Raw genomic sequence first — 18,737 nt, 5'->3', positions numbered from 1 at the left:
TTATTTCGTTTTATCTTGATGATTATTGGTGTCGCTCGAAATCATGTTGCTTCGCTTCACGTTTTCGTTCTTGCCCACTGGGACGGTGTACATCGGTAGTGGCTTCGGATCGAGCATGGCACCAATCTTGTTCACTCTTATTCTTACCGGCAGTCTGTTGCTCATTACCCATGCCGGTACTCTCTGGTTCGGGTTCAGGGTGAAGACGGCAACCACTGCGTTGGCATCATGCGAGAAGTTACTCTGCAGATGCTTTGGTATTTCCTCTACTCTCAGACCTACCATCTGCAACTTAGCCTTCAGTTCCAGGTCTTTGTTGATGATGATGTCTGCATCGTCAGGGCTTTCCATATACTTCACCATGTCGTTTGGTACGTATGCGATTACGCCCAGATGGCAGTCTGCATAGTCGGTATGCTGGATAACCATCACCTCCTCGCTTTTGAACACCAGGGTTTTGTCGCTCACATTGATTTTTGAGATGTAGGCATCGGCTGGTGCACAGCAGTAGTGTATCAGACCAGGGTTGTATATGCTGGTGTTGGAGTAAGGCATGGAAGCATTTGCTCTGCCGGCTCCTCTACGGCTCATGAAGTTATAGGTGGTGTTCTTTGCCTGTGCGTAGATTTCCACCTTCTTAGCCTGCTTTCTCAGTTCTTCTTCTACCTCGGCAATCTCGGCATCCAGTTCATTTCGCTTGGTGTTGTCGGTAAGACCGTAGTAGATGTCCGAACTTTCAGATGCTTTCTGTTTTCTCAGTTCGGCAAGTCGGGTACGCAGCACCGGAATCTCCTGCTGGGCGAGTTTAGCCTGTACCTCCATGTCGTGAGTCTCCTTTACGGCAGAAGGCAGAATGTTCGGGTCGTATTGGTTCACAATATTACCTAGCAGTACATAAGAGTAGAGCGTATCTCCCTTATGCACCACTTCACCCATTTCTTTGTTCACCTTAAGGATATAGATGTCGTCAACGGCACTGATACGGTTTTCATCGAGGGTTATATAACCGTCGAAGGTTGCCCATATCATACGAGTGACAATATAGTAGGCGGCAAGCACGATAACCAGCAGGAAGATCAGGGCAAAGATAATCTGCTGTCTGGCAAGGCGGTGACCCTGCGTCTTCAGCAAGTCTGCCATCGCCTGTTCTTGTGGCGTGCCATTATATTGGAATTCATTCATATTCTGGTTTCCTTACATTCAAAGTTCTATTTCTTTGAAGATGTTGTTGTTGTCATAGATGCTCACGGCTTTCTCGATATTGATGATAGCGAGTGCGCGGTTCTGCATCAGTTTGTACATACGCTCCATACTTTCCAGGAGTCCCGTATATTCGTCCATACGCATCAGATAGTTGTATCCCTGCTTCTGGTTCTGGTAGGCAAACCGCCGCATTTCGATATATTTGCCGGTCTGGTATATATGGAAAGCCTCGGTGGCTATAGCCTTGTTCAGGTTGTCTATCTTCTTGAGCAGGATGCCTACCGACTGTTTTATTTCCTTCACATCGGTACCACGGCTGCTGCGTATGATTTCCTTCTGGGTCTCCAGTGCCTGTCGTTTGCGTGGCGTTTCGTTCCAGATAGGAATGGTGAATCTCACGCCCACGTCGGCATTGTTCGAAATCTTGTTGTTGCTCTGCCAGTAGCTCGACCATCTTGCGAATGGTGTGAGTCGGGTAGTGCTTAAATAGTTGGTCAGCTTGCTGTCGTTGTCAGCAATCTGTTCTTTCACCATCATGATGCGTGCATCCAGACTTTCCTGGTTCAGATGGTTCCAGAGGGCTGTTGTGTCTACCACGATCTTGGTTGGTTTGATGCGGTAGATAGGCTTGTTGGTGATATCTCTGTCTGTACAGAGCACGGAGATGTCATATTCAGCCTCCAGCTTATCGTTCATCACTTTCAGCATCTTGTCGTTGCTGATTCGGTCTTTCTCAAGCATAAACTGGTACGCTTCGTTCATGATGTCGAGGTTGTCCAGTCTGTGTGCTATGACAGTACCGATATAGAAATTATATTGTTCGGTCAGCTCATCGGCTGCCTTTTCATAGATGTCTGCAGTTTGGCGCTTTTTTATTTGCAAGCGGTCGAGTTCATTAGCAAGAGCAATTTTTGTTCTTTTCTCCTTGCCTTGGTAGAACTTCGAGTTGATGATGTTCCAACCCAGTTCGGCTTGAACCTTCATCTTATATTTTGATACCTCTTTTGCGTCGTCTTCATCAGAATCGAAGTACGCGTCAGGTCGGGCATAAACCTGTCCGGTCACTTCCAGACCGTTGTGTCTGTTGAGCGCTAGGTGCTCATGTGCGGTTTTCGACCAGAACAGAGAGTCGGTCTTGTTGATATCAGCGTGATGCTGTTTATTGAGTCCCAGTTCTATGACTGGAGCTTTTACCCAGATAGGGTTTTTGATGAGAGTGTCGAGTTGTGCGAAGCGCTGTTTGAAGTGTCTCAGTACATTATTGTTCTTCAGATTCTCATATACGAGCATCTTAGGGCTGAAACTTTTCGGCTTTTTGCCTTTCGTCTGAGCCATAGAGCTTTGTGCTGCCATGAGAAGTAGCAGAGCTGTAGTTGAGTATAGTATTATTTTTCGCTTCATAATGAGTTATTAAACACGATGAATGCAGCTGCGAGCTGTTGCAGCTGCATTCATCTCGTGTTAGGGTATTTATTTGTATTAAATACTTCTTAGTATTCTCTTACTTCTTTGTCTGCTTCTTATCAGTCTCATAGCTTGTGCCTGCACCAGATGCGTTTTTGTCAACCAACTGGTATATCTTCAATCTATTCTTACCGTAAGCTACATAAATTAAACCATTGTATAATTTTACATAGTTAGCAGAATTCCAAGAAATCTTACCTGTAGTCTCATCTGCCACGCCTGTTACGCGTGTCTTAGCTACTACCTTTGGCTTGCCTTTTTCCATCTCGTTCTTGTCGAGAACAACAAGACCATAGCCACCACATGCTAAGTATACATAATTGTTATCGTATGTTACTCCATTAGCATATCCCTGTGGCTTTTTGGTTGAAGCTGTAAGTGGAGCCTGCCATGTCCATTTCTCAGTACCATTCTTGTCGTAGCATGTCAGTCCATTTGCACAGCGGCAAACATAGATGTTCTCACCGTCGATGGCAATTGTGTTCTTACCATTGTTAGGTGTGATGCTTGCGATATCGATAGTCTTCTTTGGAGTTGCTGTTGCAATGTTAGCACCTGCATCAAACAAATCCAATTTAGCATCAACTGCTGCATCTGGGTCGCTAGGACTTGTGGTGTAGTAGAGGGCTGCAATCTCATTGCCATTGATGGCGATGTGCTTTGCCTTACCTGGAGTTGGCTTGCTGTTGAGAAGTTCCAATGTGTTTGCATCGTAAACTTCATAACCTCTAGTACTTGTGATGAGAAGTTTGTCTCCGTCGCGTATGATGGCATTCTCATCTAAGCTTGAAGATTGAGTGGTCTGATCCAATGGGACGATGATAAGTGGATTAACAAAAGCATCGCCAATGTTCTTAACATCTGTATCCAAGAGTCCACTTGAATTAATACCAATTCTTGCCATCAAACCATTTGCTTCAGTCTGCTTACCTGCTTCATTGTGGTAAGCATAGTTACCTACTACATACAAATTAGGAGTTGAAGACTTACTGTCAATCATCAAGTGGTTGAAGTCCATTGTGTTGTCTTTGTCCTGCAAGTACTGTAACAACTTAGTCTGCTTATTGGCATCTGTCTCGAATACTTCGATACAGCCACCGTGTCCTTTTCCACGTGTGTGATAAGACATATAGAGCTTGCCATTATACTCCTGAATGCAAGTTGCAGAGATGTCGTGAGTATGGTCGTAGCCAATTTCACCAACTTCATCGATTCTCTTACCTGGTGTAGGATCCTCTGGCTCCAATGTATAACCGCATTCAGCAGGTTTTGCTACAACAGGGTTTGAGTTGTTGCTAAAGTTATGAGCTTTACCAGCATTAGGGAAGTTGCAATCGCTAAAGAGATAGTTATCTCCACCAGGCGCGCTATTGTTCATCTTTTTTACATCGATGTAGAACTCACCACCATCATTTTTTGCTTGGAATATATAACAATCCATCAATGACATTGGGCTGTCACTTCCATTATATTTGATTTCGTTAGCCTTAATCAAAGCCTTGGCATCCTTACCCTGAAGAATGACAGAACCGCTACCATTCTTGTTGGTTGTCAATGTTCCTTCGCATTCAATAGTACTATTGTTTACCAAGTATATATTGGTAGGAAACATAATGGTGATGTTCTTGGCTTTGATATAGTTTGTGTGGAGTGCACTTCCTGCACCGTCTCCACCCTTTAAAATCAAATCTCCAGGAATTTCAAGTGAGCAGCAATACAACTGACCACTATTTTCAAATGTAAGGCTCTTAAATTTAGCATGACCATCAATGTTGACGATACCATCCAATTTAACGTCTGTATTTTCTAGACCCTCAGTACCACCCTGAATGTTTACGATAGCACCCTTGAGGGATTTTAGATCACTTGTAATAACCTTTCCGCCGGCATAGAATTTACCTTGAACTTTCAGTGCCTTACCGTTTAAGTTCAAATCCGTATTTGTGTAAAATTCGTCATTGGCAGAAATAAAGAAGTCGCTTGAGCTACTGTTGTTATATGTAATCTTGCCATCATAGTTGTATAACTTTACACCAGAGCTTAGGAATACATTTCCATCATTTTGGTTAATATTAATGTTAACTGTTCCACCAAGGACAATAAGCTTACCATTTGAATTTCCCCAAAAATTGTCTATTGTAAGCTCACCTTCTACATATAGTGTTGCACCATTCAAGTTTAATCCACTTGTTAGATGTATTCCTTTTTTTACTAAATATGATTTGCCTGCTTGAAGGTTAGTTGTTGAATATGGCTTACCTTCAGGATTCCAAGCCTCTACAATTTCAATTGCATCAGCAGGTACATTTGGTTTCTTTGGCATGTTGTATACATCGCCCATACTAGCTTGAGGGACATCAGCTGCTCTACTTGTTGCTGATACCTTGAAGTTGTATACACGGGATGCAAGAGTTTGAGCATCTGTAATCGAAGTAACTTCTTTACCTACTACATCCTGTGGAGTAGAAGGAGATAATGGGCTCTCGTTTGAATCGCTACAAGATGTAAGGAGCATTGCTGCGAATGTAAAAGAAGCTAGTTTGATGTTAATAGCTTTCATATTAGTCTTTTATTAACCGTTAATATTCCTTTCGTATTTCACGTATACCTTTTTATTAGCTAGTTATCTTAGCTTTTTATAAGGTTTGTTCTCCCTCACTCCTAAAAGTGAGAGTGGGGGAGAACAAGAGAGTATTTTATCAATATCTAATTACTTAGTTGTTGAAGTGAGTTTGAATACCTGTACACGGCTCTGGCCATAAGCTACGAAGATGTAACCATCCTTGCCTATTGTTACGTAGTTAGCAGAGTTGCCATTCTTCCATTTGCCATTCTCCTGTTTGCCGTTGAATGCGATACGATGGCAAAGCTCTTTACCTGTTGCCTTGTCAAGTACAACTACACCATAACCACCAGCTACTACAAATACATAGTTTCCGCTGATTGCTACACCATTGCAGTAACCCTTAACGGCACCATACTTGTCGCTCTTTTCGTTCTGGATGGTAGGAACTACATAATCCCATACCTTGTCGCCATTTGAATTATAGCGAACGAGACCACGAGCACCCTGGCAAACGTAGAGATCTGTTCCATCAACAGCGATAGTGTTCTTGCCGTTCTCTGGTCCTACATTACCATTGGTAGTGTAAGTCTTAGAAGCATTGTTGAACATTGTGGTATTGAACTCCTTGATTGTACCTGTTGTGTTTGCTCCTGTAGCAACCAAGCTATATACCTTGTCGTTTGCTGTAACAACGCTCTTAACTTCTGTATCCTCAAACCAAATGTGGTTGAAGTCTTTGTCGTAGTCTTCGAAGCCTCTTGTTGAAGCTACTACGAAGTGGTCACCATACTTTGTGATACTGTTAGCGTCCAATTTGTTGTGCTCAGTAGCATTCAGTACGTATGTCTTCATTGCATCATCACCTGTTGTCAAAATGTTGTTCTGCAATGGAACGTAAGCGAAGATGGCACCCTTATTTACTTCACCTCCAGCAACGTATACTCGATTGTTGTCTACCAGCAGGTGATTGATGTCCAAACCTGTTGTACCCTGTACTTCCTGATCTGACTTAATCTGATTTCCTTCGAAGTGGAGTACTTCAAGACCACCCTTGCGAGCCTTGCCATTTGTGTGGTAAGATACGTAGATGTAGTCGCCTACGTTCTGGATGCACGATGCAGACATGGCTTTGTTTGAAGGGTTGAATGCAGCAACCAAGTCAAGCTTTGGATTAGACTTGATGGCATTAATGTCGACAGTCAACTTGTAGCCATACTTCTTGTGATTCTCGTTTATCAACTTAACAACATCACCAGTTGTAGTCTTGTCATAGTCAAGATAAGATGCTGAGATGTCAAGATCGCCTGCAGAAGGCATTTCACCATTGCCATTGAAGCATTTTGTGAACTGTAGCAATAATACTGAATTATTGCCAGGAGTAGCAAATGCGTCAATCTTATCGCTTCCGTTGTTAGTGAACTTGTCAGCCTTAATTACTGCTACTGCATCATTTCCTGCCAATGTAATCTGGCCGGATGATGCATTATCTGTATTGAGGTTGTTTACATTGATAACGTTTCCATCTGAGATTGTAATGTTGCTGCCAGACTTCAAGTTAAGCTCTGCCTCTCCAACCTTAGTAACTGAATTGTTCTCATCCTTCTCGTTGTTTGTAACATTTACATAGTGAGCTGTCAATGAAGATCCACTCTCCATGTTGAGCTTGCCTGTAACCTTGATAGCAGTGTTTGCTGAGCTCGCATCAATAGTACCATTAACGGTAACGTTGCCTGCCTGCAAGAAACCACCAAACTTCAAGCCTCCATTAACTGTTACATTTGTGGCATTGAGAATATTTGCAGTTGCATTTACAGAAGCACCTTCCTCGATGTTCAGATTAACTGCACGGAGAGAACCGTCAATAAATGCCTTTGAGCCATTCTTGAAAGTGATGTTCTGAGTTGGGACAACTTTCTCGCCCTTTGCATTGGTTGTAGTGTTACCGAGACCAGTGCGGAGTTCTTGCTCCTTGCCTGACTCATATCCAATACCTCTCCAGTTAGCGTAAAGCTCTCCTTCAATAACGATATCGTTGTCTGATTTAATTCGTGCACTGGCTTCTGTAACATAAACTTTATCTGTAGCAGAAATCATGCTACCGGTTCCTTTATACTGTATCTTGGCACCCTTTGCAAGAACGATTTCGTTGCCACCTTCTGACTTGTCATAAATCAAAGTTGCGTCACCATGTACGAAGATTTTTACACCCTTAATACGTTTGCCGGTCAAGTCTACGGTATTTTTGTTCTTGATAGCATAAGCGTTAATTCCTCCTTCAGTAAATACCAAGTCTTTTGAATTGCCCGTTTGCAATTCTTGTTTCAAGTTTGGCTCTTGAGGAATGTCAGTTGGCATCGCAGTGATGAAAGTTACATCACCTGCAGCTCTTGAACCGAAGAACTTACGGGCGTTGGCTGTACTGTTTTTGTAGTTAAATACTCCTGTTGGTGTTGAAGATGTAAGACCAATAGTTGTAACATCCACAACAGAGTTGCCGTTACCGCTGTTAGGGGTGTCGGTGCTGTCGCTACATGATGCGAATACGAATGCTGCCAAACCGATGGCAGCAAGAGTAGAATTGAATACTTTCATATCTATTTAAGTTTAAATTGTACTTTCAGTTTCTGATTAATATCACTTACTTATATTCTTGTCCTTCAGCTCGTTGTTTTTTTGGGTAGTTTGACTATCGTTTTGGTAGTTTGACTATCATCATCTTGCGTACACTTACAAGTGGTGCTTTTAGACGCTGCAAATTTAATGAAATTATTTCATAAATAGTTGTTTTTTAGGGTTAAATAAACTTAATTCGCTACTTTTTGTTCTGATTCTCAATCGGTTGGTTTGTTGTGGGCGATAACAAATTGGCTCTTCCGCTTGTCAAACGATAACATTTCTGAACTCATTAACCCGAAAATTACTCCGAAAGATAGCAGAATATCTCCGAAGAATACGAAAATATCTCCGAAAGATAAAAAAATATCTCCGAAGAAACCACTCAAGTTTCACATGTAAGCTCCACACGCCCTGAACCAACGGTCACCGGCCGAAGGGGAAGGTAAAGGGCAAAAGCTCCTAGCCCGTTCTTGAACCACATGCGAAAGTTCAGTAAAGAGCCCACTTTAATAAAGTAAACAATAATGAATCTGTGTAAATCTGTGAAATCTGTGGGATTTTTTTATGTCCCACAGATTTCACAGATTTACACAGATTCTTTTGAATTACGTCAGCTCTAGTCCATGTTTCATACCTCCTTTTTCTATTGTGAAACTTTTCTGGTAAAAAAAGTTGATTCCACTTTTTAAAGTGGAGTCAGTAAACCAGGAAAACAAATGTTGGGAATACGATGATGGATATGTGTTGTGGCGACGAGGTGAAGGGTATATTTTAAATCTTATATATATATTCTTTTTTTAGGATTTTTGGAAAAACCAGAAAGTCAGAAAAATGAAAAAACGGATTTTTCCCCTTGCCGCGCGTATATATAAAAAAGAGTTTTCAAACCTTCACCCTTCACCTTTTTATTTAAGGTTTTATGTGTCAAATAGTTACGGGTGAAGGGTGGTGAAGGGTGTTTTTCGCTTTTTATAAACATATTTTAAGAATTCTGCCCGTTTTTACATATTTTAAGCGTTTATTTTTGGTTCCGAAATGGGTGCCATTTTTTTAGGGTCCCATTTTTTCTCTTTTCTTACCGCTGAAATCTTTGAAAAGCGAGTGGGGTAGGGCATCCCGTCTTATGTTGTGTTAAACAATTATCAGATAAAAGAAGTTAACGATACCGAAAAAGGACTGATTTTTAAACAAATATTAACGCAGAAAACTTGAAGTTTTGCATATTAGATTGAACTTTCGTATCTGGGGAAGTTAAGGGAAGTTAAAGAAGTTATCACTCTCTACGGTCGTTCAGTAAACCTGGAAAACAAAGATTTCCGAAACAGAACGGTATTCGGTTTATCAATTATTTGCTGAACTTTCGCATGTGGTTCAAGAACGGGCTGAAGGCCCAAAAGCTCCTAGCCCAGGGCAGCGCCCTGGGTATAATGTGTGCAAGCTAGTCGCCCTGAAAGGGCAAAAGCCTTATGTTTTGCCTGGAGTTTTAAAGCTTTTGCCCTTACAGGGCGACAGGTTTGCGTCCGTAATTACCCAGGGCGATGCCCTGGGCTAGGGGCTTCTGCCCTTTACCTTTCCCTTCGGCCGGTGACCGTTGGTTCAGGGCGTGTGGGGTAAAACTTGCGAAAGTTCAGCAGGTTTATGTGTATTATTTGCCATATAGGGTTTGATATTTATGAGCAGCTTGGTTGGAAGCTTCTCTTATCATGTTTATTACTTTTTTCTTTGTATCTTCGTGCTCTTCTCTGTATATTTCGGCTGCCTCATGCATAATCTGAGCCAGCATTTCATCTGTTGGCTCTTCCATGCTTGTCAGCCGATAGCTATTTAATTCTTTTTCTGAAATCATATCACATTTCGTTTTTGTAGTCGAATGACTCTGGCGAGTTGATGCCTTTAGTCATGGCTGCAATTCTTGGGTCTATAACTAAGTCTGCCTTGGTTATTTTCTTAGTCTTTGTCTTGTTGGGAGACACAGCCTTGTTAGGAGACAGTATTTTCTTCAGTGCTTTGACAGCCTTGCTTATTGTCTCGTAATCCTCGTTGGCAATTATGTTGACGAGTGATTGATATTCTGTTTGTAACTCTAATGTTGTCATATTTTAAAAAAAACTAAGACATGTTGTTGCTGTTATTTTCAGCTCAGCAAATAAGTAATCTATATTTCTGCTTTTAGCTGCAGTATATGTTCCGCCGACAGCCCGGTTATTTCCTTTACCGTCGCTTCATCTATGCCCTTTGCCAGCATCTTTCTGGCAATCTCAAGACTTCTTTTTTCCATGCCTTCGGCTATACCTTCACGCTTGGCGGTGTCTACGGAATTCTTGATGTCGCGATATGCCATCTTGCTGGTTTCGTACTCCCTCATTTCCTGCGGAGTGAACTTGGCTATCTCGGCTTCCTCGAAGAGACGGTCGAAGACTTTGTCGCACAGCTCTTTAGGACGCTGGGTAAGCTTATAGAGGTTCTTCAGTGCATAGAGCCACTTCTCGTAGAGCGTATCCAGTTCTTCCAGGGGTTTGTTGAACTTAGAAATCTCTACATAGATATATTCGAGTTTGTCGTAAAATACTTTGTGGGTAGCTGTGTCGCATAACTGCACATGATGGCGGATTTTCTCCTTGTCGAAAGCATCCTCGTTCATGTTGAAGTTGAGCAGGGCAACGGTATAGATATGATTGAGTTTGAAATCCCATTCATTTCCCTTGGGTGCCTGTTCGCGGATAGGGAAGGTGGAGTAGAAAAGGGCGCGATCCTTGAAATACGTCTGGTACGCATTCTGCATTTCTACGATGAACTTCTCGCCGTTTTCGCCTTCGCAATATACATCAAAGATGGCTCTGCGGTCGGTATATACATCTCCCACGTGTTCCGGGTTCAGATACGACACGTCCTTCACAACCTGTTTGCCATTAAACAAGCTGTTGAGGAAGCAAATGAGTAATTCCTTATTCATTGCCGTTCCAAAAATTCGCTTGAAACCGAAGTCGGTCAGCAAGCTGATGTATCTTTCTTCTGCCTGTTTCATACGCGATTCATTTAAATTAATACTTTTGCAAAGATTATGTCAGTGAGTGCAATGAAAGCTTGCTTTCGAATTGCCGAGCGCCGTACAATCTTCTGCAAAGATACGCTGAAAATTTGTAACTTCCAAATTTTTAGGCAATTTTTTGCATTGGGGGATAGAGAAAAATAAATCTATTGGAATGCCTTGTAGAATTTGTGCCTTTTCCTTGAATACCTTAATGTTATGGCGTGTTGCTTGCTTGAAATTGGAGTGAGGCTTACTTCAATAGTCAACGAATATTATTTCAGTGACTAACGAAGGCTATTTCAGTGACTAACGAAGGCTGTTTCAGTAAGAACAGGAGGCTGTTCCTGTGAGAATAGCTTTCTGTTGCACTTTTTTTTCTGCATTTTTTCTCTTATCCTGCAACCTTTATGTATCTTCTTGCGTCTAACCATCAGATTTCCGAAACAGAATAGGTTTTCGGTATATCACGTATTTAGAAATATAAAATTAGATATGAGTATGAAGAAATTTGGTATTTGGGCGGTGGCTGCCGCTTTATTCTTTGCCCCAATGGGCTTGAGTTCTTGCAGTATGGGATCTTCTGCCAGTGAAATGAAGGGAAGTCTCAACTTTACGCAGGATGATTTGACCGAGAAGCCTTTCAAGGCAATCGACGTGAATGTGATTGCCAGCGTTTATTATACCCAGAACAATGGCGATGAATGCAGCGTTCGATTGGATTACTCTGCCATCAAGGATGCTGAGTTCGTACAGAAACTCAAGGAGAAACTCAAGGTGGTTTATCGTGACGGCGAGGTAAAGATCGGACTCAACGGAAAGGTCAAAGTGCCTGCCGCGTGTAACTCTGAAAAGAACAGACTCAAGATTTATATCACCAGTCCTGACCTGGTGAAGATTGCACAGGAAGGCGTGGGTTCATTCTATGCCAAGACGATTAATAGCGACCGCCTGAAAATCGATAACGAGGGTGTAGGCTCTGTCAAGATTGGGAAGATTCTTGCCAACAAACTGGAGATAACCAACGAGGGTGTTGGCTCGGTAAATATCGATGATGTGGCTGGAGATGATATGAACATTGATAACGAAGGCGTAGGCTCAGTGAAAATCTCTAAGATTGAGATGGGAAGTGTGAAACTGGATAATGAGGGCGTAGGCTCTGTTAATCTGGGAATGTTTAAGGGCGGCAGTCTGATTATCAAGAATGAAGGCGTGGGCAGCGTGAAAGCCAAGGTTGACTGCCAAAGTGTAAACGCTACATCCGAGGGTGTTGGCGGAGTTAACTTGAGCGGCGTAACCCGTCAGTATAATAAGAATAAAGGTGGAATCGGAGGAATTTCTGATGGCGGATTGACAGTAAGGAAGTAACGTAAGCTGTTGAAAAACAGAAAATAAAGTGGTTAAGAATTAGTGCGGAAAATTTTCAAAAATTCATTTTGAAAATTTTCCGCAGCTAAGAAATTCGTAATTAGAAGTCCCACTTTACACCGAGGCAAGGGCGAACCATCCAGCCGGCATTGCTGCCGAAGTTGTGGCTGATTTCTACCTCGCTACCTACGCTCAGGTTCTCGCAGCCGAAGTGCTGACCTACATTGTACCAAAGCTGTGGCTCAGTAGTGAAGACGGTGTGCTCGGCTTTGTAATCGATGTTGCCATCCTTGTCGAGCTTCAGGTTGCCATCCTTATCCTTGAAAGAACTGTGATTCTCCCACCAGAAATCTGCGAAACCGCTAAAGTTCAATCCCTTTAATCCAAAGATGTCTTTGCATCCCCAAACAGCAGTAAACTGCATTGGCACGTTCTGGTCGGTCTTGCGGATAGTCTTGTAGAGTGCCTGGAGTGTCAAGGTGTTCTTGAAACTCTTGTCGTGCATGAAATACTCCACACCGAAGAGCCAGGCATTGTTGATAGGGTAGTTCTTGGTAATACCACCATTATACTCTACGTGGAGGCTCCAGTTCTTCATTGGGCTGTTCTGCCAGAAGTTCAATGCACGTGAAATCTCAGTATAGGTTCCACCCTGTGCCACGTTTGGACTGCTGGTGTCCATCTTGTCGTAATTGAAGTCGTGGTCTACAAAGAAATAGGTGTTACCCCATTTGTCCTGCTTGAACATTTCGAGTGTGAGGGTAACAAACTTGCGGTCACTGCCGAAGTCGTAGAAAACTTGGGCGTTGGTCTGTGCTAAAGTTTTGCTCGCAGGGAGCAACGCAAGTGCCATGAGCAGTAGGCTTTTCATCTTTTTCATAATTTTTTTCTTTTCTTTATTATTTATTAAATGAAACAAAAAACTGCGGACGGAAGGCCCGCAGTTTGTAATTATATTTATCCGTAACGATTAGTATGCGAAGAGAGGGTAATCCTTCATTGTAGCATTCACCTTTTCGCGAACGCGAGCAATGACCTTCTCGTCCTCAGGAGCATTCAGAACCTCCTCGATGAGTTCGGCAATGAGGTGCATCATATCTTCCTTGGCACCACGTGTGGTCATGGCTGCTGTACCCAGGCGGATACCTGATGTCTGGAAGGCAGAACGGCTGTCGAATGGAACCATGTTCTTGTTGACTGTGATGTCGGCTGCAACCAGCGCATTCTCAGCGACTTTACCTGTAAGATCTGGATATTTACTTCGGAGGTCTACGAGCATAGAATGGTTGTCTGTACCACCGCTCACGATACCGAATCCGCGACCGATGAGGTCATCTGCGAGTACGGCTGCATTCTTCTTTACCTGAGTAGCATACTCCTTCCATGAAGGCTGCAGATTCTCATTGAAGGCTACTGCCTTGGCAGCGATGACGTGCTCCAGCGGACCACCCTGCTGACCTGGGAATACGGCAGAATTCAAGAGCATGCTCATCTTCTTAACCTCGCCCTTCTTGGTAGTCAAACCCCATGGGTTGTCAAAATCTTTGCCCATCAGAATGATACCGCCACGAGGACCACGGAGGGTCTTGTGAGTAGTAGAAGTAACGATGTGCGCATACTTCAATGGGTTGTCGAGCAGACCGGCTGCAATCAGACCTGCAGGGTGAGCCATATCAATCATGAGGAGAGCGCCTACCTCATCGGCAATCTTGCGCATGCGGGCATAATCCCACTCGCGGCTATAAGCGCTACCACCACCGATAATCAGTTTTGGTTTGTGTTCAAGAGCCAGTTTCTCCATCTCGTCGTAGTCTACACGGCCTGTTTCCTTGTTCAGGTTGTAACCGATAGGGTTGTAGAGAATACCGGATGTATTGACGTGGCTACCATGAGAGAGGTGGCCGCCGTGGTCGAGGTTCAAACCCATGAAGGTATCACCTGGCTTCAATACGGCAAGCAGAACAGCAGCGTTAGCCTGAGCACCAGAGTGAGGCTGTACGTTGGCATACTCAGCACCGAACACCTTCTTTACACGCTCGATGGCGAGGTTCTCTACGATGTCAACTACCTGGCATCCGCCATAATAACGCTTGCCTGGCAGCCCCTCGGCATACTTGTTAGTAAGGTAAGAACCCATAGCGTTCATCACCTCGTCACTCACGAAATTCTCAGAAGCGATAAGCTCCATACCCTTCAGCTGGCGCTGATGTTCTCTTTCGATTAAGTCGAAAATCTCTTGATCTTTTACCATTTCCCTTTACTTTTTATGGTTGATGTTTAATGAAATCGGGTGCAAAAATAAGCAATATCTCTCAAACTACCAAATAAATCGTAACATTTTGAGTGATATTGCTTACTTTTTGTTATAAACTACCTGTTTTTATTACTTGCAGAGCTCTACTTTGCCCAATTGCTGCTCTTTGTCGCAGTAGTGGCAACGTACGATACCGAGCACTTTGTCTACGGTATGGAAGAGGGTCTGCATAGGCTCGTTGTTGGTGATGCACTTAGGGTTGTTGCACTTTACGATGCCCTTCAGCGTATCAGGAGTCTTGACGGTCTTCTTCTCTACGATTTCGTAGTCTTTGATGATACTCAGTCCGATGTTAGGCGCAACGACAGAGAGTCGGTTGATTTCCTCATCGGTAAAATACTTGTTGGCAACCTTGATGATGCCCTTCTTGCCAATCTTCTTGCTTGGCAGGTTGTAGCCGATAGTAACAGGGGTCTCCATCTTCTCCAACTGGAGCAGATTTACTACCTGATAGGTCTTTTCGGCTGGTATATGGTCGATTACGGTACCGTTCTCGATAGCCGCAACCACTAATTGACTTTTATTGTTTCCCATCTCTTTTTTTTTTAATGTTGAGTGTTGAGTGTTGAATGTTGAGTGTTGAGTGTTGAATGTTGAGTGTTGAATGTTGAGTGTTGAGTGAGGCTTGCGCCCTTGAGGTCTATGTTAAGTGTCCGTTAGGCAACTCAACATTCAACATTCAACATTCAACATTATTCAACATTCAACATTATTCAATGATTGTCTTGTCGTTCTTCACATCATCGAGCGAGATGCCGAGGCAGTGGCAGAAGATAGCCTCACGTGCATAGAGGCCGTTCTGAGCCTGCTGGATATAGTATGCATGTGGATCATCATCTACATCGTAAGCAATCTCGTTCACGCGTGGCAGCGGATGCATGATCTTCATGTTTTCCTTCGCCTTGCAGAGCATGTCGCGCTTCAGGATATACACGTTCTTTACGCGTTCATACTCCATCAGGTCGCTGAAACGCTCCTTCTGTACACGGGTCATGTAGAGGATGTCGGCACCTGCAATTACATCTTCGTTAAAGTCCTCGTGCTCAACATATTTGATGTTGTGCTCCTTGCAGTAGAGTTTATACTCTTCTGGCATGGCGAGTTCCTTAGGTGCGATGAAATGGAAAGTAGGGTTGAAGTGGCGCATAGCTGTGATAAGTGAGTGAACGGTGCGGCCATATTTGAGGTCACCCACAAGATAGATGTTCAAGTTCTCCAGGGTACCCTGGGTCTTGTAGATAGAGTAGAGGTCGAGCAGGCACTGTGAAGGGTGCATGTGAGCGCCGTCGCCTGCATTTACGATAGGCACTGGTGCTACCTCACTGGCATACTGGGCTGCTCCCTCGATGAAATGGCGCATGGCGATTACATCGGCATAGTTGCTTACCATCAGGATGGTATCCTTGAGGGTCTCACCCTTGGTGGTACTGGATGTCTTGGCATCAGAGAAACCAATGACACGGGCACCAAGACGGTTGGCAGCGGTTTGGAAACTGAGTTGGGTACGAGTAGATGGCTCGAAGAAAAGGGTCGCTACGACCTTTCCCTTCAACAACTCCCTGTTCGGGTGCTTTTCGAACTCTTGCGCCATTTCCAGGAGGTACATGATTTTCTCCTTGGAAAGGTCTGCAATGGTCACAAAATTATGTTTTTCCATTTGAAATATGATTGAATGTTCTAAAATCGCCCACAAAGTTACATAAAAAATCTGATTTATGTGTGATAAGTCAAAACTTTTATGTAATTTTGCACAAATATTTAAAGAAATAGTGATGAGAAAGCGATTTATACATATTTTATGGGCTGTTTTCGGCACTGGAATACTCATGGTAATTCTTGCCTTTGTTGCCATCTGGTTTGGAATGATTGGCTACATGCCCGACATCGAGGATCTGCAGAATCCTATCAACAGATTTGCCACCCAGGTTTACTCTGCCGATGGCAAGGTGCTTGGTACGTGGAACCTGAACAAGGAGAACCGTATCGTGATTCCTTACAAGAAAATGTCACCTTATTTAATAAAGGCACTGGTGGCTACTGAGGATGAGCGATTCTATGAGCATTCAGGTATCGACTTCCGTGCACTGGGACGTGCCATCGTCAAGCGTGGTATCCTGGGACAGACTAATGCGGGTGGTGGAAGTACCATCACGCAGCAGCTCGCCAAGCAGCTTTATTCTGAGAAGGCAGGCAGTACGATGGAACGATTGTTGCAGAAGCCGATAGAGTGGGTGATTGCGGTGAAGCTGGAGCGCTATTATACCAAAGAGGAGATTCTGGCTCTCTATCTCAATTACTTCGATTTCCTACACAATGCTGTAGGAATCAAGACGGCGGCCAATACCTATTTTAATAAGGAACCGAAGAATCTGACCCTCTGTGAGTCGGCAACGCTCATCGGACTGTGCAAGAATCCGTCGCTCTTCAATCCGGTTCGCTATCCGGAGAGAGCGAGGGAGCGCAGAAATGTGGTTCTTTCGCAGATGGTGAAGGCGGGATATCTGAGCCGGAGCGAGTATAGCCAGTATGCTGCTGAGCCGCTGACACTCAATTTCCACCGTACCGACCATAAGGATGGTTCGGCTACTTATCTGCGTGAGTTCCTTCGCCAGTATATGATGGCTAAGCGTCCGGAACGCAGTGATTATCCTTCCTGGAACCGTGCCCAGTTTGTGGTGGATTCTATCCAGTGGGATAATGATCCGCTCTATGGATGGTGCAACAAGAACTATAAGAAGGATGGTTCGCCATATAATGTATACAGTGATGGACTGAAGGTGTTTACAACTATCGATAGCCGTATACAGCAGTATGCGGAAGAGGCTATGTATCAGCATGTAGCCCGCTATCTGCAGCCTCGTTTCAGTGCGGAGATAGCCCGCAAACCAAGCTCGCCATACAGCGATAAGCTGACACCGCAACAGATTAAGAGTATACTGAACCGCAGTATCACCCAGAGTGAGCGTTACCGTACGATGAAGGCTGCGGGATATTCTGAGGATGAAATCAAGGCGGCATTCCGCAAGAAGCAGGAGATGACCGTATTTACCTATCATGGTGATATTGATACGCTGATGAGTCCGCTCGATTCTATCCGTTATTACAAGAGTTTTCTGCGTAGCGGTTTTATGAGCATGGATCCTAAGACGGGTGCTGTGAAGGCGTATGTGGGTGGATTGGATTATACTCATTTCATGTATGATATGGTGAGTCTGGGACGCCGGCAGGTGGGTTCTACCATCAAGCCATTCCTTTACAGTCTGGCGATGTCTAACGGCTTCCAGCCTTGCGATCTGGCGCCTAACCGTCAGCGGACCTATATGGTGGCAGGTCGTCCGTGGACACCTCGCAATGCCAACCATTCACGTGCCGGACAGATGGTGCCGCTGAGTTGGGGATTGGCGCAGAGTAGCAACTGGGTGAGTGCTTATCTGATGAGTAAGCTCAATCCGCAGCAGTTCGTACAGATGTTGCGCGACTTCGGCATCAACAGTCCTGATATCCATGCATCCATGAGTCTCTGTCTGGGACCATGTGAGGTAAGTGTCAGCGAGATGGTGAGCGCTTATACCGTATTTGCCAACCACGGCATCCGTACTGCTCCCATGTTTGTGAGCCGTATCGAGGATAATGAAGGTAATACGATTGCTACCTTCCAGCCACGTATGAACGAGGTGATCAGTGCCGATAATGCCATGAAGATGCTCACCATGCTGATGGGCGTTGTGGATAATGGTACGGCAGGAAGACTGCGCTACCGTTATAACCTGGAAGGACAGATTGGCGCCAAGACCGGTACTACCAATAACAACAGCGACGGTTGGTTTATCGGCTTTACTCCACAACTCGTAAGTGGCTGCTGGGTAGGTGGTGAGGAGCGTGATATCCACTTCGATTCCATGAGTATGGGTCAGGGTGCTACCATGGCTTTGCCTATCTGGGCGATATTCATGAAGAAGGTTTATGCCGACCCGTCGCTGGGTATCAGTCCTGCTATCAAGTTCGATTTGCCGGAAGACTACAATCCTTGTTCCCGCAAGGCAGCCGAACAGGATGACTTTGAGGAAGTAGGAGGTGGCAGTATCGACGAAGTTTTCGAATAAAAACCAAGGCATTCGCCATTTTTGCATGTATTTATTTTAAATAGTGCAAAAATGGCGAATGTTATTTGTTTATAT

At 44.0% G+C, this 18,737-nt stretch carries 13 protein-coding genes; 2 read left to right on the top strand and 11 right to left on the bottom strand.

Annotation, left to right across the window (positions count from 1 at the left end):
• The 7 genes from F7D47_RS10090 to F7D47_RS10060 form a co-directional block, all read right to left on the bottom strand.
• The gene (locus F7D47_RS10090) at positions 1-1,182 is read right to left on the bottom strand and encodes a multidrug transporter (RefSeq protein WP_153085656.1); all 1,182 of its coding nucleotides are present in this window, start codon (positions 1,180-1,182) and stop codon (positions 1-3) included.
• A gap of 18 nt (positions 1,183-1,200) precedes the next feature.
• Positions 1,201-2,538 (bottom strand): hypothetical protein, encoded by a 1,338-nt coding sequence (locus F7D47_RS10085; RefSeq protein ID WP_153085654.1) that lies wholly within the window; start codon positions 2,536-2,538, stop codon positions 1,201-1,203.
• Between the two features lie 166 nt (positions 2,539-2,704).
• Positions 2,705-5,227, bottom strand: coding sequence for a hypothetical protein (locus F7D47_RS10080; RefSeq protein ID WP_153108145.1), 2,523 nt, complete (start codon positions 5,225-5,227; stop codon positions 2,705-2,707).
• A 150-nt stretch (positions 5,228-5,377) separates the two neighbouring features.
• Complete coding sequence (locus F7D47_RS10075; protein WP_153085651.1) at positions 5,378-7,825, bottom strand: hypothetical protein; 2,448 nt, start codon at positions 7,823-7,825, stop codon at positions 5,378-5,380.
• 1,669 nt (positions 7,826-9,494) lie between these two features.
• Positions 9,495-9,695, bottom strand: a complete 201-nt coding sequence (locus F7D47_RS10070) for a hypothetical protein (RefSeq protein WP_144150554.1) — start codon at positions 9,693-9,695, stop codon at positions 9,495-9,497.
• Position 9,696: 1 nt separating this feature from the next.
• The gene (locus F7D47_RS10065) at positions 9,697-9,945 is read right to left on the bottom strand and encodes a hypothetical protein (RefSeq protein ID WP_153085649.1); all 249 of its coding nucleotides are present in this window, start codon (positions 9,943-9,945) and stop codon (positions 9,697-9,699) included.
• Positions 9,946-10,004: 59 nt separating this feature from the next.
• Positions 10,005-10,874, bottom strand: coding sequence for an Rpn family recombination-promoting nuclease/putative transposase (locus F7D47_RS10060; RefSeq protein WP_153085647.1), 870 nt, complete (start codon positions 10,872-10,874; stop codon positions 10,005-10,007).
• A gap of 504 nt (positions 10,875-11,378) precedes the next feature.
• Between F7D47_RS10060 and F7D47_RS10055 the strand changes: the two genes are divergently transcribed.
• Positions 11,379-12,245, top strand: a complete 867-nt coding sequence (locus F7D47_RS10055; protein WP_153085645.1) for a GIN domain-containing protein — start codon at positions 11,379-11,381, stop codon at positions 12,243-12,245.
• Between the two features lie 100 nt (positions 12,246-12,345).
• On the opposite strand, the gene F7D47_RS10050 is transcribed toward F7D47_RS10055, so the two are convergent.
• From F7D47_RS10050 to pyrB, 4 genes are all read right to left on the bottom strand, one after another.
• Entirely contained in the window at positions 12,346-13,125 is a 780-nt protein-coding gene (locus tag F7D47_RS10050; RefSeq protein ID WP_228112456.1) for a DUF5020 family protein, read from the bottom strand.
• Between the two features lie 90 nt (positions 13,126-13,215).
• Positions 13,216-14,496 (bottom strand): serine hydroxymethyltransferase, encoded by a 1,281-nt coding sequence (gene glyA, locus F7D47_RS10045; RefSeq protein ID WP_117587318.1) that lies wholly within the window; start codon positions 14,494-14,496, stop codon positions 13,216-13,218.
• 132 nt (positions 14,497-14,628) lie between these two features.
• Positions 14,629-15,093, bottom strand: a complete 465-nt coding sequence (gene pyrI, locus F7D47_RS10040; RefSeq protein ID WP_117587317.1) for an aspartate carbamoyltransferase regulatory subunit — start codon at positions 15,091-15,093, stop codon at positions 14,629-14,631.
• A 175-nt stretch (positions 15,094-15,268) separates the two neighbouring features.
• Entirely contained in the window at positions 15,269-16,216 is a 948-nt protein-coding gene (pyrB, locus tag F7D47_RS10035) for an aspartate carbamoyltransferase (RefSeq protein ID WP_006846975.1), read from the bottom strand.
• Positions 16,217-16,331: 115 nt separating this feature from the next.
• Between pyrB and F7D47_RS10030 the strand changes: the two genes are divergently transcribed.
• Positions 16,332-18,662: a penicillin-binding protein 1A gene (locus F7D47_RS10030; RefSeq protein ID WP_118062886.1), complete on the top strand. Its 2,331-nt coding sequence runs from the start codon at positions 16,332-16,334 to the stop codon at positions 18,660-18,662.
• The last annotated feature ends 75 nt before the right edge of the window (positions 18,663-18,737 follow it).

The sequence above is a fragment of the Segatella copri genome (genome assembly GCF_009494835.1).
GTDB lineage: Bacteria > Bacteroidota > Bacteroidia > Bacteroidales > Bacteroidaceae > Prevotella > Prevotella copri_F.
Note: the sequence above shows the minus strand (reverse complement) of the source record. Positions and strands in the feature narration are given on the sequence as shown.